We start from the raw sequence: 16,111 nt of genomic DNA on the forward strand, positions 1-16,111 counted from the left end.
GTCTGCCGTGCCGCCTGCCGTGCGTTTGCTATTCCACGACGATCTTTCCTTCGACCAAGACATGGCTCGCGGCACCGTCCGCCGCGCCCAGGTTGTCGTAGTCAACCACCTCGGTGTGCGTGGCGGGGTCGTGATGCCAGATCTTCAGGCCAAAGCGCCCGGGCTCGCCGTTACCGCCAGCCGCGCCGGCCGTCGTGGCCATTGAAAACCGGTACCCGCCCTTGCCATTGAGCGTGCCGCTGCCGGCGAAGCGCGCCCGGCCTCCCTCACTACCGAGCAGCCGGATGTCCGTGCTGCGAAAGCTCAGCCCGGCAGCGTCGACGCCCAGGCCGGCCTGCGCCTTGACGCCCTGGGCCCGCACCGTCAGCGGCGCAAGGAAACTGAAACTCGCCTTGCCCGCGACGGTGGCCGGCATCCTGGCGCCCGGCGGCGCCATGGTCGAACCGGTGCCGCCGGCAAATCCGCCGTCCGGGTCGAGCACGACGATCTTGCGGCTCACGGCCATACGTTCCCCGCTCGCGTCGGCGACCGTGGCCGTCATCGTGTAGACGCCCGGGGCCTGGTAGGCATGGCTGGCGACGGCGCTTCCTTCGCCCTTACGTTCGCTCACCGGCACGGTCTGAAGCTCGCTGCCGTCGCCCCATGACCAGCCGACCCGATGGCTGGCGCCGGGGTCCTCGGCCGCGAAGGCCAGCGACGCCACGAACGCAGTGCCGGCCCGGACGACATCCGGGCTGGCGATCGGACCGGAGACGTGTCCATGGCCGGAACCGCCATCCGGCGTCAGCAGCACCGGTCCCGTGTTCGATTCCGCCACGATGGCCCCGTTGTCGTTGATGCCGTCGGCCTGGTACAGGACCAGCCCGGCCGGCGCACCGCGCAGGCGCGTGTTCAGGTCGACCATGCCTTCCCGCGACGTCCAGGCGAAGGCATGCGTTTCCGTACCGCCCGGCAAATCGGCGCGGCCCACCACCTGGCCCCTGTCGTTCGCCGCGAGCGCGACGGATGCCTGGCCGCCCAGTGTCCCGAGATCGACCATGCCGCCGGCGCGGGTCCAGGTCATTGCGTGCTGCTGGAAGCCGGCAAGGTCGATGGCGCCGGCGATCCGCCCGCCCAGACTCATCCCGACCACGTCCGCGCCGATCCCGCCCGCCGTCCCGAGCCCCCGCATGCCCAGCTCCCGGGTCCAGATGAAGGCGTGGTTGATGTTATCGGGAGGGTTGGTGTAATTTCCGGCCACCTGTCCCCGCGCGCCGATGGCGACCGCGGACGACGCATGGTTGCCGAGCGTATCGATATCGACCATGCCGGTGGCGCGCGTCCATACGACGGCGTGGTAGACATTCCCCGTGCCCATGGAAGCGAGGGAATCGCCGGCGATCATGCCCTCGTCGTTGATTGCCCGGCCATAGGAACTGGCGTCGGCGCCGCTCGTCAGGGCGCCCAGGCTCTGGATCCCGCCAGCGGCGGTCCACCGGAAGGCCTTCGGGGGCGGCAGCGCTTCGCCGCCCGAGGTGCCGGCAATCTCGCCGCGATTATTGATAACAGGCTGCAAGGTGTCGGTGGCGCCGGGAAGCGTGCCCAGGTCGCGCATGCCGCAACCCTTCCGCCAGACGAAACCGTGCCGGTGGCCGGCGGGATCGATGAAGTCGCCGGTCACCTGTCCGGCATCGTTCAGTCCGGTGACGTTGACGAACGCGCCGCCGGCGGGCGGGACGATGTGCCGCACGCGCTTTCCATCGTAGAACCAGGCGTCGATATCGGAAAAGGCGTCCGCGGCCCGGCTGAACGCCACCTGCCCGCCGGCATTGATCTTCAGTGCGACGGTCATGCCGCTGCCAAGCTGGGTGACCCGGTACGTCGTGCGCGCGGCGACGGCAGGTGCCGCCGCGCCCCCGACGCCGTCCTGCCCGGCCAGGGCTGCGCCGCCCAGCGCGAGACCGCCCAGCGCGAGACCGCCCAGCAGACAGGGCAGCCAGCGGTAGGAAGGCCTCTCCTTCAGTGCTTCCGATCCATGTATGTGCAGCATGATCTCTCCTTGCACGATGGGGATTGCCGGACCACGATGATCGCGCGGAGAAGGAGAACGAAGTTGGCGCCCGATCATGCAAATCGGGTCAGAAACCATGTTTTAACTCAAGCTGGCCAGTCGTATGACGCTTCCAGCGGAGCTGCGGATGAACGGGACGCCGCCGGCGCTGCCTCTGTGCCAAACTCGGTCGCAATGACAGTCAAGAGGAAAGATCATGAATACCGAACAGCAGAACCAGCAGGCCGTCCCGCCCGGCAATGAGCAGACGGCAGCCCAGTCCGACCAGTCCCGGCAGCAGGCAGAGCCCGACAAGCATCCGGATCTGGACGGCCTGGCCGACAAGAAACCGGAAGAACTGACGCCGGAAGAACTGCGGCTGATGGCGGATACGATGCCCGGAGAAGGTCCGGGCGACTGAATCCAACGCGTTATTCGACGACGCGCTTGCCGAGGATAATCAGATCGCGCTCGATCCCGTCCAGGTTGGCCACGCGCGGGAAATTCGCCCAGGTCTCGAAGCCGTACTTGCGGAACAGGGCCAGGCTGGGCGCGTTGTGGCCGAAGATGAAGCCCAGCAGGGTGTGGACCTGGATGTTCGGCGCGAAGGCCATCGCCTGCTCCAGGCAATAGCGGCCAATGCCCTTGCCGCGCCATGCCTCGGCAATGTAGATCGACACTTCGGCGGTGCCGGAATACGCCGGGCGGCCGTAGAAATTCGAATAGGAGCACCAGCCGATCACGGCGGGGTTCTCCGAGGTGTCGTCGGCGTCATGGATGACCCACAGCGGGCGGCGTTCCGGAGTGTGGTCGGCAAACCATTGCTCGCGCGACTGGACCGTGATCGGTTCGGTATCGGCGGTGACTTCGCGCGAGGCGATGGTGGAGTTGTAGATATCGACGATGACGGGCAGGTCTTCGATGCGGGCGATGCGGTGTACGTACGACGGCATAAAAATCAAATGATTACAGGGTGTGGGTGGCGCGCGAGGACCGCAGCGCCGCGCCCAGGATTTCTTCGATGCGCAGCCGGGCGCGCTGGCCCGTCTCGTCGGCCGGGAAATGCACGCCGATGCCCTGCGCCTTGTTGTTGTTGGCGCCGGCCGGCGTGATCCAGGCGACCTTGCCGGCAATCGGGTATTTGTTCGGGTCGTCCATCAGCGACAGGATCAGGTAGATCTCGTCGCCGATCTTGTACGGCTTGTTGGTCGGCACGAACATGCCGCCGTTCTTCAGGAAAGGCATGTAGGCGGCGTACAGCGCCGCCTTTTCCTTGATGGCGAGCGAGAGCACGGACGGCCGTGGCGCCTGGGGCGCGAGCGGAGCGTTTGGGTCGGTCGGCAAGCCGTTCATCGGATTCCTTTCATGATGCTGTGCAGCAAGCAGTGTAATCAAGCAACATGTCTTCGACAAACAATTTCGGCGACAGCGGGTGATCCGCCACCGCGCGCCGGTCGTTGGTCGACTTGATCGCCTGCATCACCCTGGCCGTGTGCACGCGCCCGGCCAGGTTCGCAAGCTGCTGGCGATACCGCGGATAATAGCGGATCGTGCCGGACAGCTTGTACGAAAACACGTCATACAGCCATCTTTGCTGCCACGCGACGAGGGATGCGAGCGGCGCTTTGCTCAATTTGTCGGCAGCACGCAACGCGGCATCGACGCTGGGCTGGGCCAGGATCTGCAGCAGGGCATCCAGCTCTTCGCGGCTGCCGGTCTCGGCCTGGCCGAGCGCCGCCAGCGGCGCCCCGCCCTGTTCGCGCAGCCAGCCGTCGGCGTCCTGCACGCCCTGGGCTTCGAGCCAGGCCAGGGCCGCGGCATGGTCCGGCATCGGCAGGGCAAACTTGCGGCAGCGCGACAGGATCGTCGGCAGCAGACGGTCCAGGCCGTTCGATGCCAGCAGGAATACGGTGCCCGGCGGCGGTTCTTCCAGCGTCTTCAGCAGTGCGTTCGAGGCCGGCATGTTCAGCGCCTCGGCCGGATACAGCACGACCACGCGCAAGCCCTGGCGGTGGGTCGAGATGTTCATGAAGTCGGCCAGCGCGCGCACCTGCTCGATCTTGATGTCCTTCGAGGCGGTCTTCGAGGATTTTGACTTCTTGTCGGCCTCGCCCGCTTCCTCGCCCTCGGCCGCCGGGGCTTCGTCTTCCATCGCTTCCGGGCGCACGCGGCGGTAGTCCGGGTGGTTGCCCTGGGTGAACCAGCCGCAGGACGCGCACTCGCCGCAGGCATGGCCATCGGGACGCACGTTTTCGCACAGCAAAGCCTGGGCGAAGGCTTCGATGAAGTCGGCCTTGCCGATGCCGGCCGGGCCGTAGAACAGGATCGCATGGGGCAGGCGGGCGCGCATCTGCTGCAGCTGCGCCCAGGCCTCTCCCTGCCACGGATAAATCGTCACAACCATTTCTCCAGTGCCGCGCGCAAGGAGGCGCGGACTTCGTCGATCGAGCGGGTCGAGTCGATGACCACGATCCGCCCGGAACTCGCGGCGGCGCGGCGCAGGTATTCATTACGGCAGCGCTCGAAGAACGCGGCCTCTTCGGATTCGAACTTGTCGAGGGTCCGGGTGGCGTCCAGCCGCTCGCGCGCCACTTCCAGAGGGACGTCGAACAGCAGGGTCAGGTCGGGCTGCAGGCGTGGATGCACCCAGCGCTCCAGCTCGTCGAGCTTGGCGCGCGGCAGTCCGCGGCCGCCGCCCTGGTAGGCGAAGCTGGCATCGGTGAAGCGGTCGGACAGGACCCAGTCGCCGCGCGCCAGGGCCGGTTCGATCACCTGGGCGATGTGTTCGCGGCGGCTGGCGAACATCAGCAGCGCCTCGGTCTCGAGGTCCATCTTTTCGTGCAGCAGCAGCTCGCGCAGCTTTTCGCCGAGCGGCGTGCCGCCCGGTTCGCGCGTGGACACGACGGTCTTGCCGGCATTCGCCAGCAGCTCGGTGACCCAGCCGATGTGGGTCGACTTGCCGGCGCCGTCGATGCCTTCGAAGGTAATGAAGCGACCCGGGGTAAAAGCTGGACCGGTCATTTGGATCCCTGGCGCTGGTACTGGTTCACGGCCTTGTTGTGCTCGTTCAGGTTGACCGAGAAATGGCTGGTGCCGTCACCGCGCGAGACGAAATACAGGGCATCGGTCTTGGCCGGGGTCAGGGCCGCGGCCAGCGATTCCACGCCCGGCAGCGCGATCGGGGTCGGCGGCAGGCCGGCGCGGGTATAGGTGTTGTACGGGGTATCGGTCTCGAGATCCTTCTTGTGGATCTTGCCGTCGTACTTCTCGCCCATGCCGTAGATGACGGTCGGATCGGTCTGCAGCAGCATGCCGGTCTTCAGGCGGTTCACGAACACACCGGCGATCATCGAGCGCTCGGCCTTCTGGCCCGTTTCCTTTTCGACCAGCGAAGCCATGATCAGGGCCTGGTAAGGATCGGTGTACGGCAGGTTCGGCTCGCGCTTTTCCCAGGCCGCCTTCAGGCGCTTCATCATCATCTCGTGCGCCTGCTTGTAGATCTGCAGGTCGCTGGAATTCTTGGCGAACAGGTAGGTGTCCGGGAAGAACAGACCCTCGGCGGTCGCGTATTTCGCTTCCGGCGCCACCTTGGCCAGCAATTCCTTGTCGGACAGCCTGGCCGTCTCGTGCTTCAGGTTCGGCGCGGCGTCGATGGCCTGGCGCATCTGGCGGAAGGTCCAGCCTTCGATGATGGTCAGCGATTCCTGGGCGAATTCGCCGCGCACCAGTTGGGTGAGCAGGCGGCGCGGGGTGGTCTCGGGCTTCAGCTCGTAGCTGCCGGCCTTGATCTGGCCGGCCTTGCCGGTCACGCGCGCCAGCACGCCGAACAGGAAGCCGTTGATCGGCACGCCGGAAGTGGCCATCTGCTGGGCGGCGCCGGCCACGCCGCTGCCCTGGGCGATGGCGAAAGGAATGACGGGGCTGCTCGCTGCGGTGATCGGCTGGCCCGCCCACCACTGGAAGCCGCCGACGGCCGCGACTGACACGATCACGCCCGTGACGATGAGTTTTCTTATTAGTGCCATGTGAATTCTGGTTTTGCGCCGTGCCCGGCGCGATTTTGTCGACAACTCTATAATGAGGCCGTAATGATAAAGCCTAATCGGGAAATAGTTCGGATTTTGACACGCGCATTTTATGAATAACTGGATAGATTACCTCGCTTCGCTCGGCGCCCGCTTCCACCAGGACGACGCCAGCCAGATCGAAGACTTCGGCAAGACCCTTTCCGCCGCCGACCTCGCCGCGGGCGTCGTGGCGCCGGTCACCGACCTCGGCCTCATCGCCGTCGCCGGTGAGGACGCCGCCAGTTTCCTGCACAGCCAGCTGACCAACGACGTCGAACACCTGGGCGCCAACGAGGCGCGCCTGGCCGGTTATTGCACGCCGAAAGGCCGCCTGCAAGCCACCTTCCTGATGTGGCGCGGTGGCCCGGAAAACCGGGATATCTACCTGCAGCTGCCGCGCGCCATCCAGGCGCCGCTGCAGAAGCGCCTGAGCATGTTCGTGCTGCGCGCCAAGGCGAAGCTGCGCGACGCCACCGACGAAGCGGCCACCGCCGCCGTCCTCGGCCTGGCGGGCGCCAAGGCCGGCGAGGCGCTGGCGCGGCATGTCGGCGCCCTGCCCGCCGCCCCTTACGGCAAGCTCGACGGCGCCTTCGGCACGGTGATCCGCCTGGCCGATGCGCTGGACGCCCCGCGCTACCTGTGGATCACCTCGGGCGAGACCGCGCGCGCCGCGCTGCCGCAACTGCGCGACACCCTGGAACTGGGCGGCAATGCCGCCTGGCGCCTGGCCGGGATCCACGCCGGCGTGCCGCAGGTGACCCAGCCGACCCAGGAACAGTTCGTGCCGCAGATGGTCAACTTCGAGCTGCTCGGCGGCGTGAACTTCAAGAAGGGCTGCTATCCGGGCCAGGAAATCGTCGCCCGCAGCCAGTACCTCGGCAAGCTGAAGCGCCGCATGGCGCTGGCCACCCTGCCCAACGCCGCCGTACGCGCCGGCGACGAGGTCTACGCGATGGACGACCCGGGCCAGCCGTCCGGCATGATCGTGAATGCGGCGCCGAACGGCCGGGGAGGCGCCGACGCCCTGGTCGAGATCAAGGTGGCCGCGCTGGACCAGGAAGTGCGCCACGGCGCGGCCGGCGGCACCGCGCTGGCCTTCCTGCCCTTGCCCTACGCCCTCGACGCGCAGGAAGCGTGACGCCGCGCGCGATGATGGACCTGTACGTCTATTACAAGGTGCGCGAGCAGGACGCCGCCGCGCTCGCGCCGCGCGTGCGCGCCATGCAGGCGGCGCTGGCCGCCAGCGATGGCGTGGCCCTGCAGCTAATGCGCCGGCCCGAGACCAGGGACGGCCTGCAGACCTGGATGGAAGTCTACCCGGGCGTGCCTGACGGTTTCGCGGACGAGCTCGAGCGCGCCGCGGCGCAGGCCGGCTTCGATGGGCTGATCAGCGGCCCGCGCCGCGCCGAGGTATTCGTCGACCTGACTCCGGAGCCCAGCCCATGTGCCTGATCGTCTTCGCCTGGCGCGTGATTCCCGGCGTGCCCCTGATCGCCTGCGCCAACCGCGACGAATTCTATGACCGTCCCGCCACCCCGGCCGGCCCATGGCCGGAAAACCCGAACATCATCGCCGGCCGCGATCTGCAGGGAGGCGGCAGCTGGATGGGAGTGACCCGGACCGGTCCGAACGGCCCGAAGTTCGCCGCGCTGACGAATATCCGCGCGCCCGGCGAGCGGCGCAGCGATGCGCCCACGCGCGGCGCCCTGGTTGCCGATTTCCTCAAGGGCGAGCTCGACGCGCCGGCCTACCTGGCGCAGATCGCGGAAAGCGCGGCGCGCTACAACGGCTTCAACCTGATCCTGGGCGACCGCGAAGCCCTGTACTGGTTCTCGAACCGCGCCGGCGACGATCCGCGCAACGGCAAGGCCCTCGAGCCGGGCATCTACGGGGTCTCGAACGGCCTGCTGAACGCGCCCTGGCCGAAGGTGGTGCGGACCAAGGCAACCTTCGCCAGCCTGCTGCTGCAGGGAGCGCCCGAGGAAGCCTATTTCGAGATGCTGGCCGACACGACCCGCGCGCCCGACCTGCGCCTGCCCGATACCGGCGTGCCGATCGAGGTCGAGCGCCAGCTGTCGGCGGTGTGCATCGAGATCGAGGGCTACGGCACCCGTACCTCGACCGTGGTGCAGCTCCACGCGGAGGGCGAGCCGGAGTTGCACGAGCGGGTGCTGCAGCCCTGCTAGTCAGGTCGACTCGCGTTTCATGAACGGCGATTCGAACTGCTGCCTGCGCTCCACCGGCCTGGTGAGCACCCGCATCGCCACCTCCAGCGGCACGCCGATCTCGGCCAGCCGGCGCGCCGCGGCCGGCGTGCCGATGCCGCCGGCTTCGTGGATCACGGCCTCGATCAGGAGGGCGGTCTTGTAGTCGGTGCGTTTTTCCATCCGGCGATGCTAACACGCTCCGCTCAAGCGGGGCGCTGCACCACGTCCAGGTAGATCCCGGGCTCCTGCGACAGGCCGCGCTTGACGTTCTCCGACAGTTCGTCGATCAGCACCTCGCTTTTCCCTTGTTCCAGCGCGGCATAGGCCCGCGACACCACCTCCGCCGGGGCCAGCTTCGGCAGATCGATGCCGCGCGTCAGGTCGGTGTCGACGAAGCCGACGTGCAGGCCCAGCACCTGGGTGCCCTGCTCCTTCAGCGCGATCCGCAAGCCATTGTTCACGCTCCAGGCCGCCGACTTGGTCGCCGCATAGGCGGCCAGGCCCGGCGTGCTGATCCAGCTTGCCACCGACAGCACGTTCAGGAAAGCGCCGCCGCGGTTTGCCGCCAGCACCGGGGCGAAGGCCTGGCTCACGCGCAGCATGCCGTAGACGTTGGTATCCATCATGCGCCGCAGCGCGTCGATGCTGTCTTCCTCGAGCAGGCTGCCGGGGCTGGCGATGCCGGCGTTGTTGATCACCAGCGTGACGTCGGCGCAGGCGGCGGCCGCGTCGCGTACCTGTGCGGGGTCGTTGACGTCCAGGCGCAGCGGCACCACGCCGGGCAGCTTCACGGCGCCGGGGTCGCGCGCGGCGGCATAGACCTTGCGGGCGCCGCGGGCCAGCGCCTGGCGGGCGAATTCCTCGCCAAGGCCGCGGTTGGCGCCGGTGACGAGGACGATTGCGTTGTCGAGTTTCATGGCTTCCCTTTCTATATGATGCGCATCATATTTCAGATGCAAAAAAAGCCGGCCTCCCGGGCGCGGCCATCTGCCTGCGCCTCAAGCCAGGCGGCCGGGGCGCTCGTACTGGGCAAGCAGGTTTTCCCGGCATGCCTGCAACACCTCCTGTCCCCCATCTTGCGGCCCCAGCACCCGGGCCATCTGCAGCGCCCCGACCAGGGTAGCGGCGATGGTCCAGGCGCTGCCGGCCGGGGACTCCGGCGGCAAGGCTTCCGCGACCAGCGCGGCCAACCCGCGCACGCGGCGCTGCGACACCTCGCGCAGGGCGTCCCGGGCGCGCTGCATGTCGGAACCGACCGCTGCCACCGGGCAGCCGAGTTCCAGCGCATCCATGTGCGGTTCGGACAGGTATTCGCTCACCAGCGCACGCAATGGGGACTCGCCGGCTTCCATGCGTGCGCGCATGCGTTCGCGCACCCGCAGGTTGCTCTGCATGCCGGCGTGCTCCAGCGCATCGGCCAGCAAGGCATCGCGCGATGCGAAGTGGGCGTAGAAGCCGCCATGGGTCAGGCCGGCTTCCTTCATGACCTCGGCCACGCCGACTCCGCCGACGCCGGCGCGGCGCACGGCGCGGGCGGCGGCGTCCAGGATGCGCTCGTGGGATTGCTGGTGGCGGGAGGATCGGGTGGCGGACATGGTCGCGGATCTAACAATATGATGATCGTCATATTATACCGCGTCCACGCCAGGGTCAAGCCACCATGCAGGCATGGCCGGAGCGCCGCCTGGAGCACCGGCCATGTGCAGACTTGTCAGCGGTCCGGATCGTTACCCGTGGTGCCGCTCGCGGACGTACCGCCCGAGCCGCCGAGCTTGCCCTCGTCCGGCGTGCCGGCGGCCGAGTCGCCCGCCCTGCTGCCCGCGTCGCCACGGTCGCTCTGCGGTGCGCCGGCCGGGAATACATTGGCGTCCGGCGAGCTATGGATGAAACCGCCCTGGCGGCTGCGGCCGGCGCCTTCGCCGCCGCCAGACTGGCTGGAGCCGACGGATGCGCCCTGGCCGTCGCGGGCGCCGCTTCGGTTCTGCTCCGGCATGTCCTGCTTGCCTTCCTGCGCCTTGCCATTCTTGTCAACCATGGTGTCCTCCTGGTGCGATATGCGATAGGCCAATGCTAGCGCTCCGGCCCGTCAGTCGAATAGGAAGACACCTCACGCGCCTGTAGGACGATCACGGAAGCGGCTCCCCAGCCGGCACTTGCCGCCGGATCATCAAGGCCGTGGCGGCGGCGAGGGCCAGGCACAGCAGCACGGCCGCCAGGCCGAAGCAGGCGCGGAATCCATCGACGCCTGCGCCCTGCTGGGAACCATGCGCGGCGCTGCGCAGGAAAACCGTGCCCATGGCAGAGGCGCCGGCGATCAGGCCAAGGTTGCGCGACAGGTTCAGCAGTCCGGAAACGAGGCCCCGGTCGGCGGCCGACGCGGCGGCCATCACGGCCGTGTTGTTTGCCGCCTGGAACAACGCGTAGCCGGCGGTGAGCACCGCCAGCAATGCGATGTAGGCGCCTGTCGTCGCCGGTGGAGCAGCCCGCAGCAGGCAGGCGCCGAGCTCCATGGCAAGCAGGCCGGCCAGGATGGCGGGCGGCACACCGTAGCGGTCGACTGCGCGGCCTGCGGAAACGCCGGCGGCCGCGGCGACCACCGGTCCGGCCGCCATCGCCACTCCCATCCGCCCGGCCCCGAGTCCCAGCACGCCCGACAGGTAGAACGGCCCCACCACCAGCGTCGCCATGACCACCGTGGTCGCCAGCAGGCTCATGGCGAAGCCGGCCGCCAGCACGGGCTCGCGGAACAGGCGCAGGTCGACCAGCGGCGCACGGCTGCGCCATTCGGCGATCGCGAACAGGACCGCGCCGGCGGCGGCTCCCGCCAGGAACAGGCCGCGCGGCCCGCCGGCGGTCATCGCCAGTGCGGCCAGCACGAGCGTCAGCGCGAGCAGCAGCGTGCCGGCATGGTCGAAGCGCGGCCTGGTGCGGGCGCGCATGCCGGCAGGCAGGAAACGGGCGGCGCAGGCCAGCGCGGCAAGACCGAGCACGGCCTGGACCAGGAACACCGACCGCCAGCCGAGGCCGCCCACCAGGACGCCGCCCAGCGACGGCCCGACCGCCGTGCCCACCGCCGACACCGTCCCCAGCATGCCCATTGCGCGTCCGGTGGCTTCCTCGGGCAGCGCATCCCGCACGGCCGCCAGGGTCAGCGCCATCATCGCCGCGGCGCCGGCTCCCTGCAGGACACGCGCCGCGATCAAGACCGGCAGCGTCAGGGCGGCGGCGCCCAGGCCGGCCGCCAGGCCAAACAGCAGGATTCCGGCCAGCAGCAAACGCTTCCGCCCGACCAGGTCGCCGAGCCGCCCGGCCGCCACCACCAGGGCCGATACCGCCAGAAGGTAGGCCAGCACCACCCATTGCACGGCTGGCAGCGCCGCGCCGAAGGCTTGCGCCAGCGCCGGCAGGGCCACGTTGGCGATGCTGGTGCCCAGCGAGGACAGCAAGGCGCACAAGCACAGGCTGGCCAGGATGGCCGCTTGCGGTTTCGGGTTCATGGGATTGTCCTTTCGATCGTCAAGTCGACCCAGAAAGCCTAGCCCGCCGGCAGGCATGGCGGAAGACGCAGCGATTGCAATCGATTCGTGCATGGAACGCCATGCCTGATTCCGGACATGCTATGGTAGAGCGATGACGACGCCCGACTTCAACCTCCTGATCGCCCTCGACGTGCTGTTGGCCGAGGGCAACGTCGCGCGCGCCGCGCGCCGGCTGGGCCTGAGCGCGTCCGCCATGAGCCGGGCCCTGGCGCGCCTGCGCGAAGTCACCGGCGACCCGCTGCTGGTGCGGGCCGGGCGTGGACTGGCGCCCACACCGAGGGCGCTGGAGCTGCGCGCACGCACCGGCGCGCTGGTCGAGGAAGCGAAGACGGTGCTCAGCCCCGCCGCGCCGCTCGATCTCGGCAAGCTGGAGCGCACCTTCACGCTGCGCACCAGCGACGGCTTCGTCGAGAACTTCGGCCCGGCCCTGGTCGCGCGCGTGGCCGCCGAAGCGCCCGGGGTGCGCCTGCATTTCGTGCCGAAGCAGGACAAGGACAGCGCGCCGCTGCGCGACGGCAGCGTCGACCTCGAGACCGGCGTGGTCGGGCATGCCGCCAGTCCCGAGCTGCGCACCCGTATCCTGTTCGAAGACCGTCTCATCGGCGTGGTGCGGACCGGCCACGCGCTGGGCGAGGGAGAGGTGACGCCGGCGCGCTATGCGGCCGCCGCGCACGTGCTGGTGACGCGGCGCGGGCGCGGGCGGAGCGCGGTGGACGAGGCGCTGGCCACGCTCGGCCTGGAGCGCCGCATCGCCGCCTCGGTCGCCGGCTTTGCGGCCGCGCTCGCACTGGCGCGCGGCACGGAGCTGGTCGCCACCGTTCCCGAACGGCACACCGGCCGGCTGCGCGAAGGCCTGCACGGCTTCGCCCTGCCGTTCGCGCTGCCCGGCATCGCGGTGTCGATGCTGTGGCATCCGCGCATGGACGCGGACCAGGCGCACCGTTGGCTGCGCGGCCTGATGCTGGAACTCAGCGCCGCTTCGGCGTCCCCTGAAACTGCGCCTTCAGCGCCTGGTTGATCTGCGCCGCCGCGGTATCGGCATCGGCCGGCTGTCCGCCTGCCAGGATCGCCTCCATGCGCCGGGCCACGCTGCCGAGCGCCTGCGGATGCGAGTAGATGTAGAAGCGGCCCTCGCGGATCGCATCGAAGGTGATGCGCGCGACCTCGGCGGCCGACACCTTACCGGCCTCGACCGCCTGGTTCACCATGGCCTGGACGGTCCGCTGGCTGGCGGTCGGGGCCGCCCCGCTGTCCAGTTCGTGCGGCCGGTGCGTGTCGGAGCGGCCGATCCCGGTCGGCACGAAATACGGGCACAGCACCGATGCCCGGATCGGTGCGCCGACCAGGTCGAGGTCGTAAAACAGGGTCTCGGACAGCGCCACCACCGCGTGCTTGGAGACGTTATAGACGCCCATCCCCGGCGGATTCAGCAGGCCCGCCATCGAAGCCGTGTTGACGATGTGGCCCTCGTAGCCCGGCTCGCGGCGCGCGCATTCGAGCATGATCGGGGTGAACACGCGCACGCCGTGAATTACGCCCCACAGGTTCACGCCCAGCACCCATTCCCAGTCGGCCTCGCTGTTTTCCCAGACCAGCCCGCCCGCGGCCACGCCGGCGTTATTGAACAGCAGGTGCACGCCGCGGAAGCGGATCATCGCTGCGTCCGCCAGTTCCTCGACGTGCTCGCGCTTGCTGACGTCGACCACCATCGCCAGCACCTCGCTGCCGCCGGCCTGCAACTCCGCGGCCGCGCGTTCCAGCGCGTCGGCGTCGACGTCGGCCAGCACCAGCTTCATGCCGAGCGCCGCCGCAGTGTTCGCGAACTCGCGCCCCAGCCCGCTCGCCGCGCCCGTGATGACGGCGACCCGTCCTTCGAACCGTTCCATGTCTCCTCCCCGCGCCGCGCAGATCAGACGGCCGAGACCCCGCCGTCGACCGCCAGCACCTGTCCCGTGATGTGCTTGCCCGCGTCGGACGCGAACAGCACCACCGCGCCCTTCAGGTCTTCGTCGTCGCCGAGCCGGCCCAGCGGCGCCTGCTGCGCCAGCGTCTCTGCGCCCACCGCTGCCAGTATGCCTTTTGTCATCTTCGACGGAAAGAACCCCGGCGCGATCGCGTTCACGGTAATCCCGTAGCGCCCCCATTCGCCGGCCAGGGTCCGCGTGAAATTGATCAGCGCCGCCTTCGAGGTGTTGTAGGCGATGGTCTGCATCGTGCCCGGCGGGTTGCCGGCCAGGCCAGCGATCGAGGCGATGTTGACGATGCGTCCCCGGCCGTGCGGAATCATCGATTGCTTGCCGAAGGCCTGGCACAGCAGGAAGATGCTGCGCAGGTTCAGGTTCATCACCTTGTCCCAGGCCTCGAGCGGGTAATCCTCGGCCGGCGCGCCCCAGGTGGCGCCGGCGTTGTTGACCAGGATGTCGACCTGGCCGAGGCGCCGCAGCGCCTCGTCGGCGAAGGCGGCAACCGCCGCTTCGTCGGACAGGTCGGCGGCGAGGCTGGCCGCCTCGATGCCGCGCCCCGCCAGGTGGGCGCAGGCGTCGTCGAGCTCGGCCTGCTTGCGCGCGCAGACGAGCACGCGCGCGCCCTGCTCGCCCAGCGCCTCGGCCATCTGCAGGCCCAGGCCGCGCGAGCCGCCCGTCACGACGGCGGTCCTGCCCGCCAGCGAAAACAGTTCCCCGACCGTGCGCACGGCGGGCCCCGTCAGACTTCGTAGTCCATGCACTGGCGCCCCTCGCGGATCGCGCCGATGAAGGGAATCAGGGCCTGGTGGGTCGGATGCTGCGCATAAGCCTCGAGCGCGGCCTTGTTTTCGAACTCGGAATACAGCACCACGTCATAGGTCGCCTCCAGGCCCGGCTGGGCCAGGGTGACTTCGAACTTCAGGATGCCGGGCACGATATGCGCGCATTCGTCCAGCCGGCGCTTCATTTCGCGTGCGTTGGCGGCGCGGTCGGCGCCTTCGGCGTGTTCCTTCAGTTTCCACATGACGATGTGCTTCAGCATGGCGTTCTTCCTGATCTATGAATGGTTGACAAGATAGCCCTCAGGATAACGCTTCGCTGGCGGGATGGCGAGGGCCGCCCCGCTCGCGCTGGTGGCGGGGGTTGTGGGTTGGTATCTGGCCGTCTGTCGGTTAGTTGCAAATAAATGCTGGCGAACGTCGGCGGCCGGGGCGCCCTGGCTGCGCACTCCTGCCATTTGCAAGCCCACTCGGTTAGTTGCAGAATGTCGGCATGAGCCAACTCGCCGCCTGGGACGCCGATCCCGTCAACCGCTTCGCCCGCTTCGTCGCCACGCCCGACTTCGTCCTGACCTCGAGCCGCCAGCGCGACCTCATTCCGAAGCCGGTGTCGCCCGAGTCGGCCGCCATCTATCGCTTCATGTTCGGCAAGTTCGCGGCCTGGATGCTGGAGGAGCGCCTGAAGATGTCGACGGTGACGGCGCGCGACCTGCACCGCTTCGTCCAGCTGGCGCACGACGGCCATCGCGACCTGAACAGCAAGATCGCCTACCGCTACCTGCGCCTGCTGGAACGCTGCTACGACTACCTGGAGCGCGCGCCCAACCCGGCGCGCGACGCCATCGTCGGCATCGACCGCGCCCAGATCGCCCGCGACGCGCCGATGACGGCCCTGAACGCGGACGAACTGGAACGCTTCCTGGCCGCCCTGCCCGGCCGCAAGGGCGACGAGGATGGGAAGGCCGCCGGCTGGAAGCGCCGCCGCGACCGCGCGATGCAGGTGACGATGGCGCTGGCCGGACTGCGCGTGGCCGAGGCGATCGGCCTGCTGATGAGCGAGGTCGGCCGCCAGCCGGACGTCGAGGGCGGCCTGTCCCTCGACATCACGCCCGAGCACAAGCACCGCACCAGCTACGAGCACAAGACCACCCTGCCGAAGGAAGGCGTGGCCGAACTGATGGCCTGGCTGGCGGAACGCGAGGCGCTGAACATTCCCGGCGAGCTGGTGTTTCCCGCGAATATGGAGGGCGAGCCGCTGCACAAGGCCACCGTCTACCGCCAGGTCAAGGCGACCTTCGAGCGCGCCGGGCTGGCCGTGCCGCGCGCCGGCGGACGCACCCTGCGCAATACCTTCGCTTCCCAGCAACTGCGCCAGGGCACGCCCCAGAGCGAGCTCACCGCCGCGCTGGGACTGGCGCTGGAGCGCTCCGCCGAGGCCTACAAGTACGCCAACGTGAATCCGGAAAACCCGGAAACCCCGGCGCCTGAATCCGGTCCAAAGGCCACGGACGCCTGAATCACCCCCT

20 protein-coding genes are annotated in these 16,111 nt (G+C 68.8%); 6 read left to right on the forward strand and 14 right to left on the reverse strand.

Going from position 1 to position 16,111, the window contains the following annotated elements:
* Positions 1 to 28: 28 nt before the first annotated feature.
* Complete coding sequence (locus AC3A6M_RS21405; RefSeq protein ID WP_487854738.1) at positions 29 to 2,029, reverse strand: PKD domain-containing protein; 2,001 nt, start codon at positions 2,027 to 2,029, stop codon at positions 29 to 31.
* Positions 2,030 to 2,246: 217 nt separating this feature from the next.
* On the opposite strand from AC3A6M_RS21405, the gene AC3A6M_RS21410 reads away from it, so the two are divergent.
* Complete coding sequence (locus tag AC3A6M_RS21410; protein ID WP_487854739.1) at positions 2,247 to 2,450, forward strand: hypothetical protein; 204 nt, start codon at positions 2,247 to 2,249, stop codon at positions 2,448 to 2,450.
* A gap of 10 nt (positions 2,451 to 2,460) precedes the next feature.
* Here AC3A6M_RS21410 and AC3A6M_RS21415 read toward each other — a convergent pair whose 3' ends face one another.
* The 5 genes from AC3A6M_RS21415 to mltG are packed head-to-tail and all read right to left on the reverse strand — an operon-like array spanning position 2,461 to position 6,054.
* On the reverse strand, positions 2,461 to 2,982 hold the full coding sequence (locus AC3A6M_RS21415; protein ID WP_487854740.1) for an N-acetyltransferase family protein: 522 nt from the start codon (positions 2,980 to 2,982) through the stop codon (positions 2,461 to 2,463).
* A 13-nt stretch (positions 2,983 to 2,995) separates the two neighbouring features.
* Positions 2,996 to 3,382: a PilZ domain-containing protein gene (locus tag AC3A6M_RS21420; protein WP_487854741.1), complete on the reverse strand. Its 387-nt coding sequence runs from the start codon at positions 3,380 to 3,382 to the stop codon at positions 2,996 to 2,998.
* 10 nt (positions 3,383 to 3,392) lie between these two features.
* A complete protein-coding gene (locus AC3A6M_RS21425; RefSeq protein ID WP_487854742.1) occupies positions 3,393 to 4,433 on the reverse strand; it encodes a DNA polymerase III subunit delta' in 1,041 nt (346 codons plus the stop codon).
* Positions 4,424 to 5,050 carry a dTMP kinase gene (tmk, locus tag AC3A6M_RS21430; protein ID WP_487854743.1) on the reverse strand — a complete coding sequence of 209 codons (627 nt, stop codon included), beginning with the start codon at positions 5,048 to 5,050 and terminating at the stop codon, positions 4,424 to 4,426. Before tmk ends, AC3A6M_RS21425 begins: the two co-directional genes overlap by 10 nt.
* Positions 5,047 to 6,054 carry an endolytic transglycosylase MltG gene (mltG, locus tag AC3A6M_RS21435; protein ID WP_487854744.1) on the reverse strand — a complete coding sequence of 336 codons (1,008 nt, stop codon included), beginning with the start codon at positions 6,052 to 6,054 and terminating at the stop codon, positions 5,047 to 5,049. Before mltG ends, tmk begins: the two co-directional genes overlap by 4 nt.
* A 112-nt stretch (positions 6,055 to 6,166) precedes the next feature.
* On the opposite strand from mltG, the gene ygfZ reads away from it, so the two are divergent.
* Genes ygfZ through AC3A6M_RS21450 form a run of 3 tightly spaced genes read left to right on the forward strand, consistent with a single transcriptional unit; the run spans position 6,167 to position 8,282 of the window.
* Positions 6,167 to 7,234 (forward strand): CAF17-like 4Fe-4S cluster assembly/insertion protein YgfZ, encoded by a 1,068-nt coding sequence (gene ygfZ, locus AC3A6M_RS21440; RefSeq protein ID WP_487854745.1) that lies wholly within the window; start codon positions 6,167 to 6,169, stop codon positions 7,232 to 7,234.
* Positions 7,231 to 7,548 (forward strand): DUF4936 family protein, encoded by a 318-nt coding sequence (locus AC3A6M_RS21445; protein ID WP_487854746.1) that lies wholly within the window; start codon positions 7,231 to 7,233, stop codon positions 7,546 to 7,548. Before ygfZ ends, AC3A6M_RS21445 begins: the two co-directional genes overlap by 4 nt.
* Positions 7,539 to 8,282 (forward strand): NRDE family protein, encoded by a 744-nt coding sequence (locus AC3A6M_RS21450; RefSeq protein ID WP_487854747.1) that lies wholly within the window; start codon positions 7,539 to 7,541, stop codon positions 8,280 to 8,282. The genes AC3A6M_RS21445 and AC3A6M_RS21450 overlap by 10 nt, the downstream gene beginning before the upstream one ends.
* On the opposite strand, the gene AC3A6M_RS21455 is transcribed toward AC3A6M_RS21450, so the two are convergent.
* From AC3A6M_RS21455 to AC3A6M_RS21475, 5 genes are all read right to left on the reverse strand, one after another.
* Entirely contained in the window at positions 8,283 to 8,483 is a 201-nt protein-coding gene (locus AC3A6M_RS21455) for a hypothetical protein (protein ID WP_487854748.1), read from the reverse strand. It abuts the gene before it with no gap.
* Positions 8,484 to 8,506: 23 nt separating this feature from the next.
* Positions 8,507 to 9,220 carry an SDR family oxidoreductase gene (locus AC3A6M_RS21460; RefSeq protein ID WP_487854749.1) on the reverse strand — a complete coding sequence of 238 codons (714 nt, stop codon included), beginning with the start codon at positions 9,218 to 9,220 and terminating at the stop codon, positions 8,507 to 8,509.
* Between the two features lie 81 nt (positions 9,221 to 9,301).
* Positions 9,302 to 9,898 (reverse strand): TetR/AcrR family transcriptional regulator, encoded by a 597-nt coding sequence (locus AC3A6M_RS21465; protein WP_487854750.1) that lies wholly within the window; start codon positions 9,896 to 9,898, stop codon positions 9,302 to 9,304.
* Between the two features lie 116 nt (positions 9,899 to 10,014).
* On the reverse strand, positions 10,015 to 10,338 hold the full coding sequence (locus AC3A6M_RS21470; protein ID WP_487854751.1) for a hypothetical protein: 324 nt from the start codon (positions 10,336 to 10,338) through the stop codon (positions 10,015 to 10,017).
* Between the two features lie 91 nt (positions 10,339 to 10,429).
* On the reverse strand, positions 10,430 to 11,800 hold the full coding sequence (locus tag AC3A6M_RS21475) for an MFS transporter (protein WP_487854752.1): 1,371 nt from the start codon (positions 11,798 to 11,800) through the stop codon (positions 10,430 to 10,432).
* A 133-nt stretch (positions 11,801 to 11,933) separates the two neighbouring features.
* On the opposite strand from AC3A6M_RS21475, the gene AC3A6M_RS21480 reads away from it, so the two are divergent.
* Complete coding sequence (locus AC3A6M_RS21480; protein WP_487854753.1) at positions 11,934 to 12,860, forward strand: LysR family transcriptional regulator; 927 nt, start codon at positions 11,934 to 11,936, stop codon at positions 12,858 to 12,860.
* Here the strand turns inward: AC3A6M_RS21480 and AC3A6M_RS21485 are convergent.
* From AC3A6M_RS21485 to AC3A6M_RS21495, 3 genes are read right to left on the reverse strand one after another with little or no spacing between them, the layout of a single operon-like run.
* The gene (locus AC3A6M_RS21485) at positions 12,811 to 13,728 is read right to left on the reverse strand and encodes an SDR family oxidoreductase (RefSeq protein WP_487854754.1); all 918 of its coding nucleotides are present in this window, start codon (positions 13,726 to 13,728) and stop codon (positions 12,811 to 12,813) included. The genes AC3A6M_RS21480 and AC3A6M_RS21485 overlap by 50 nt on opposite strands.
* Positions 13,729 to 13,751: 23 nt before the next feature.
* Positions 13,752 to 14,534: an SDR family oxidoreductase gene (locus AC3A6M_RS21490; RefSeq protein WP_487854755.1), complete on the reverse strand. Its 783-nt coding sequence runs from the start codon at positions 14,532 to 14,534 to the stop codon at positions 13,752 to 13,754.
* An 11-nt stretch (positions 14,535 to 14,545) separates the two neighbouring features.
* On the reverse strand, positions 14,546 to 14,848 hold the full coding sequence (locus tag AC3A6M_RS21495) for a Dabb family protein (RefSeq protein WP_487854756.1): 303 nt from the start codon (positions 14,846 to 14,848) through the stop codon (positions 14,546 to 14,548).
* Positions 14,849 to 15,078: 230 nt separating this feature from the next.
* On the opposite strand from AC3A6M_RS21495, the gene AC3A6M_RS21500 reads away from it, so the two are divergent.
* The gene (locus AC3A6M_RS21500) at positions 15,079 to 16,101 is read left to right on the forward strand and encodes a tyrosine-type recombinase/integrase (RefSeq protein ID WP_487854757.1); all 1,023 of its coding nucleotides are present in this window, start codon (positions 15,079 to 15,081) and stop codon (positions 16,099 to 16,101) included.
* Positions 16,102 to 16,111 lie beyond the last annotated feature (10 nt).

The organism is Telluria sp. Soil_C_11 (assembly GCF_057657395.1).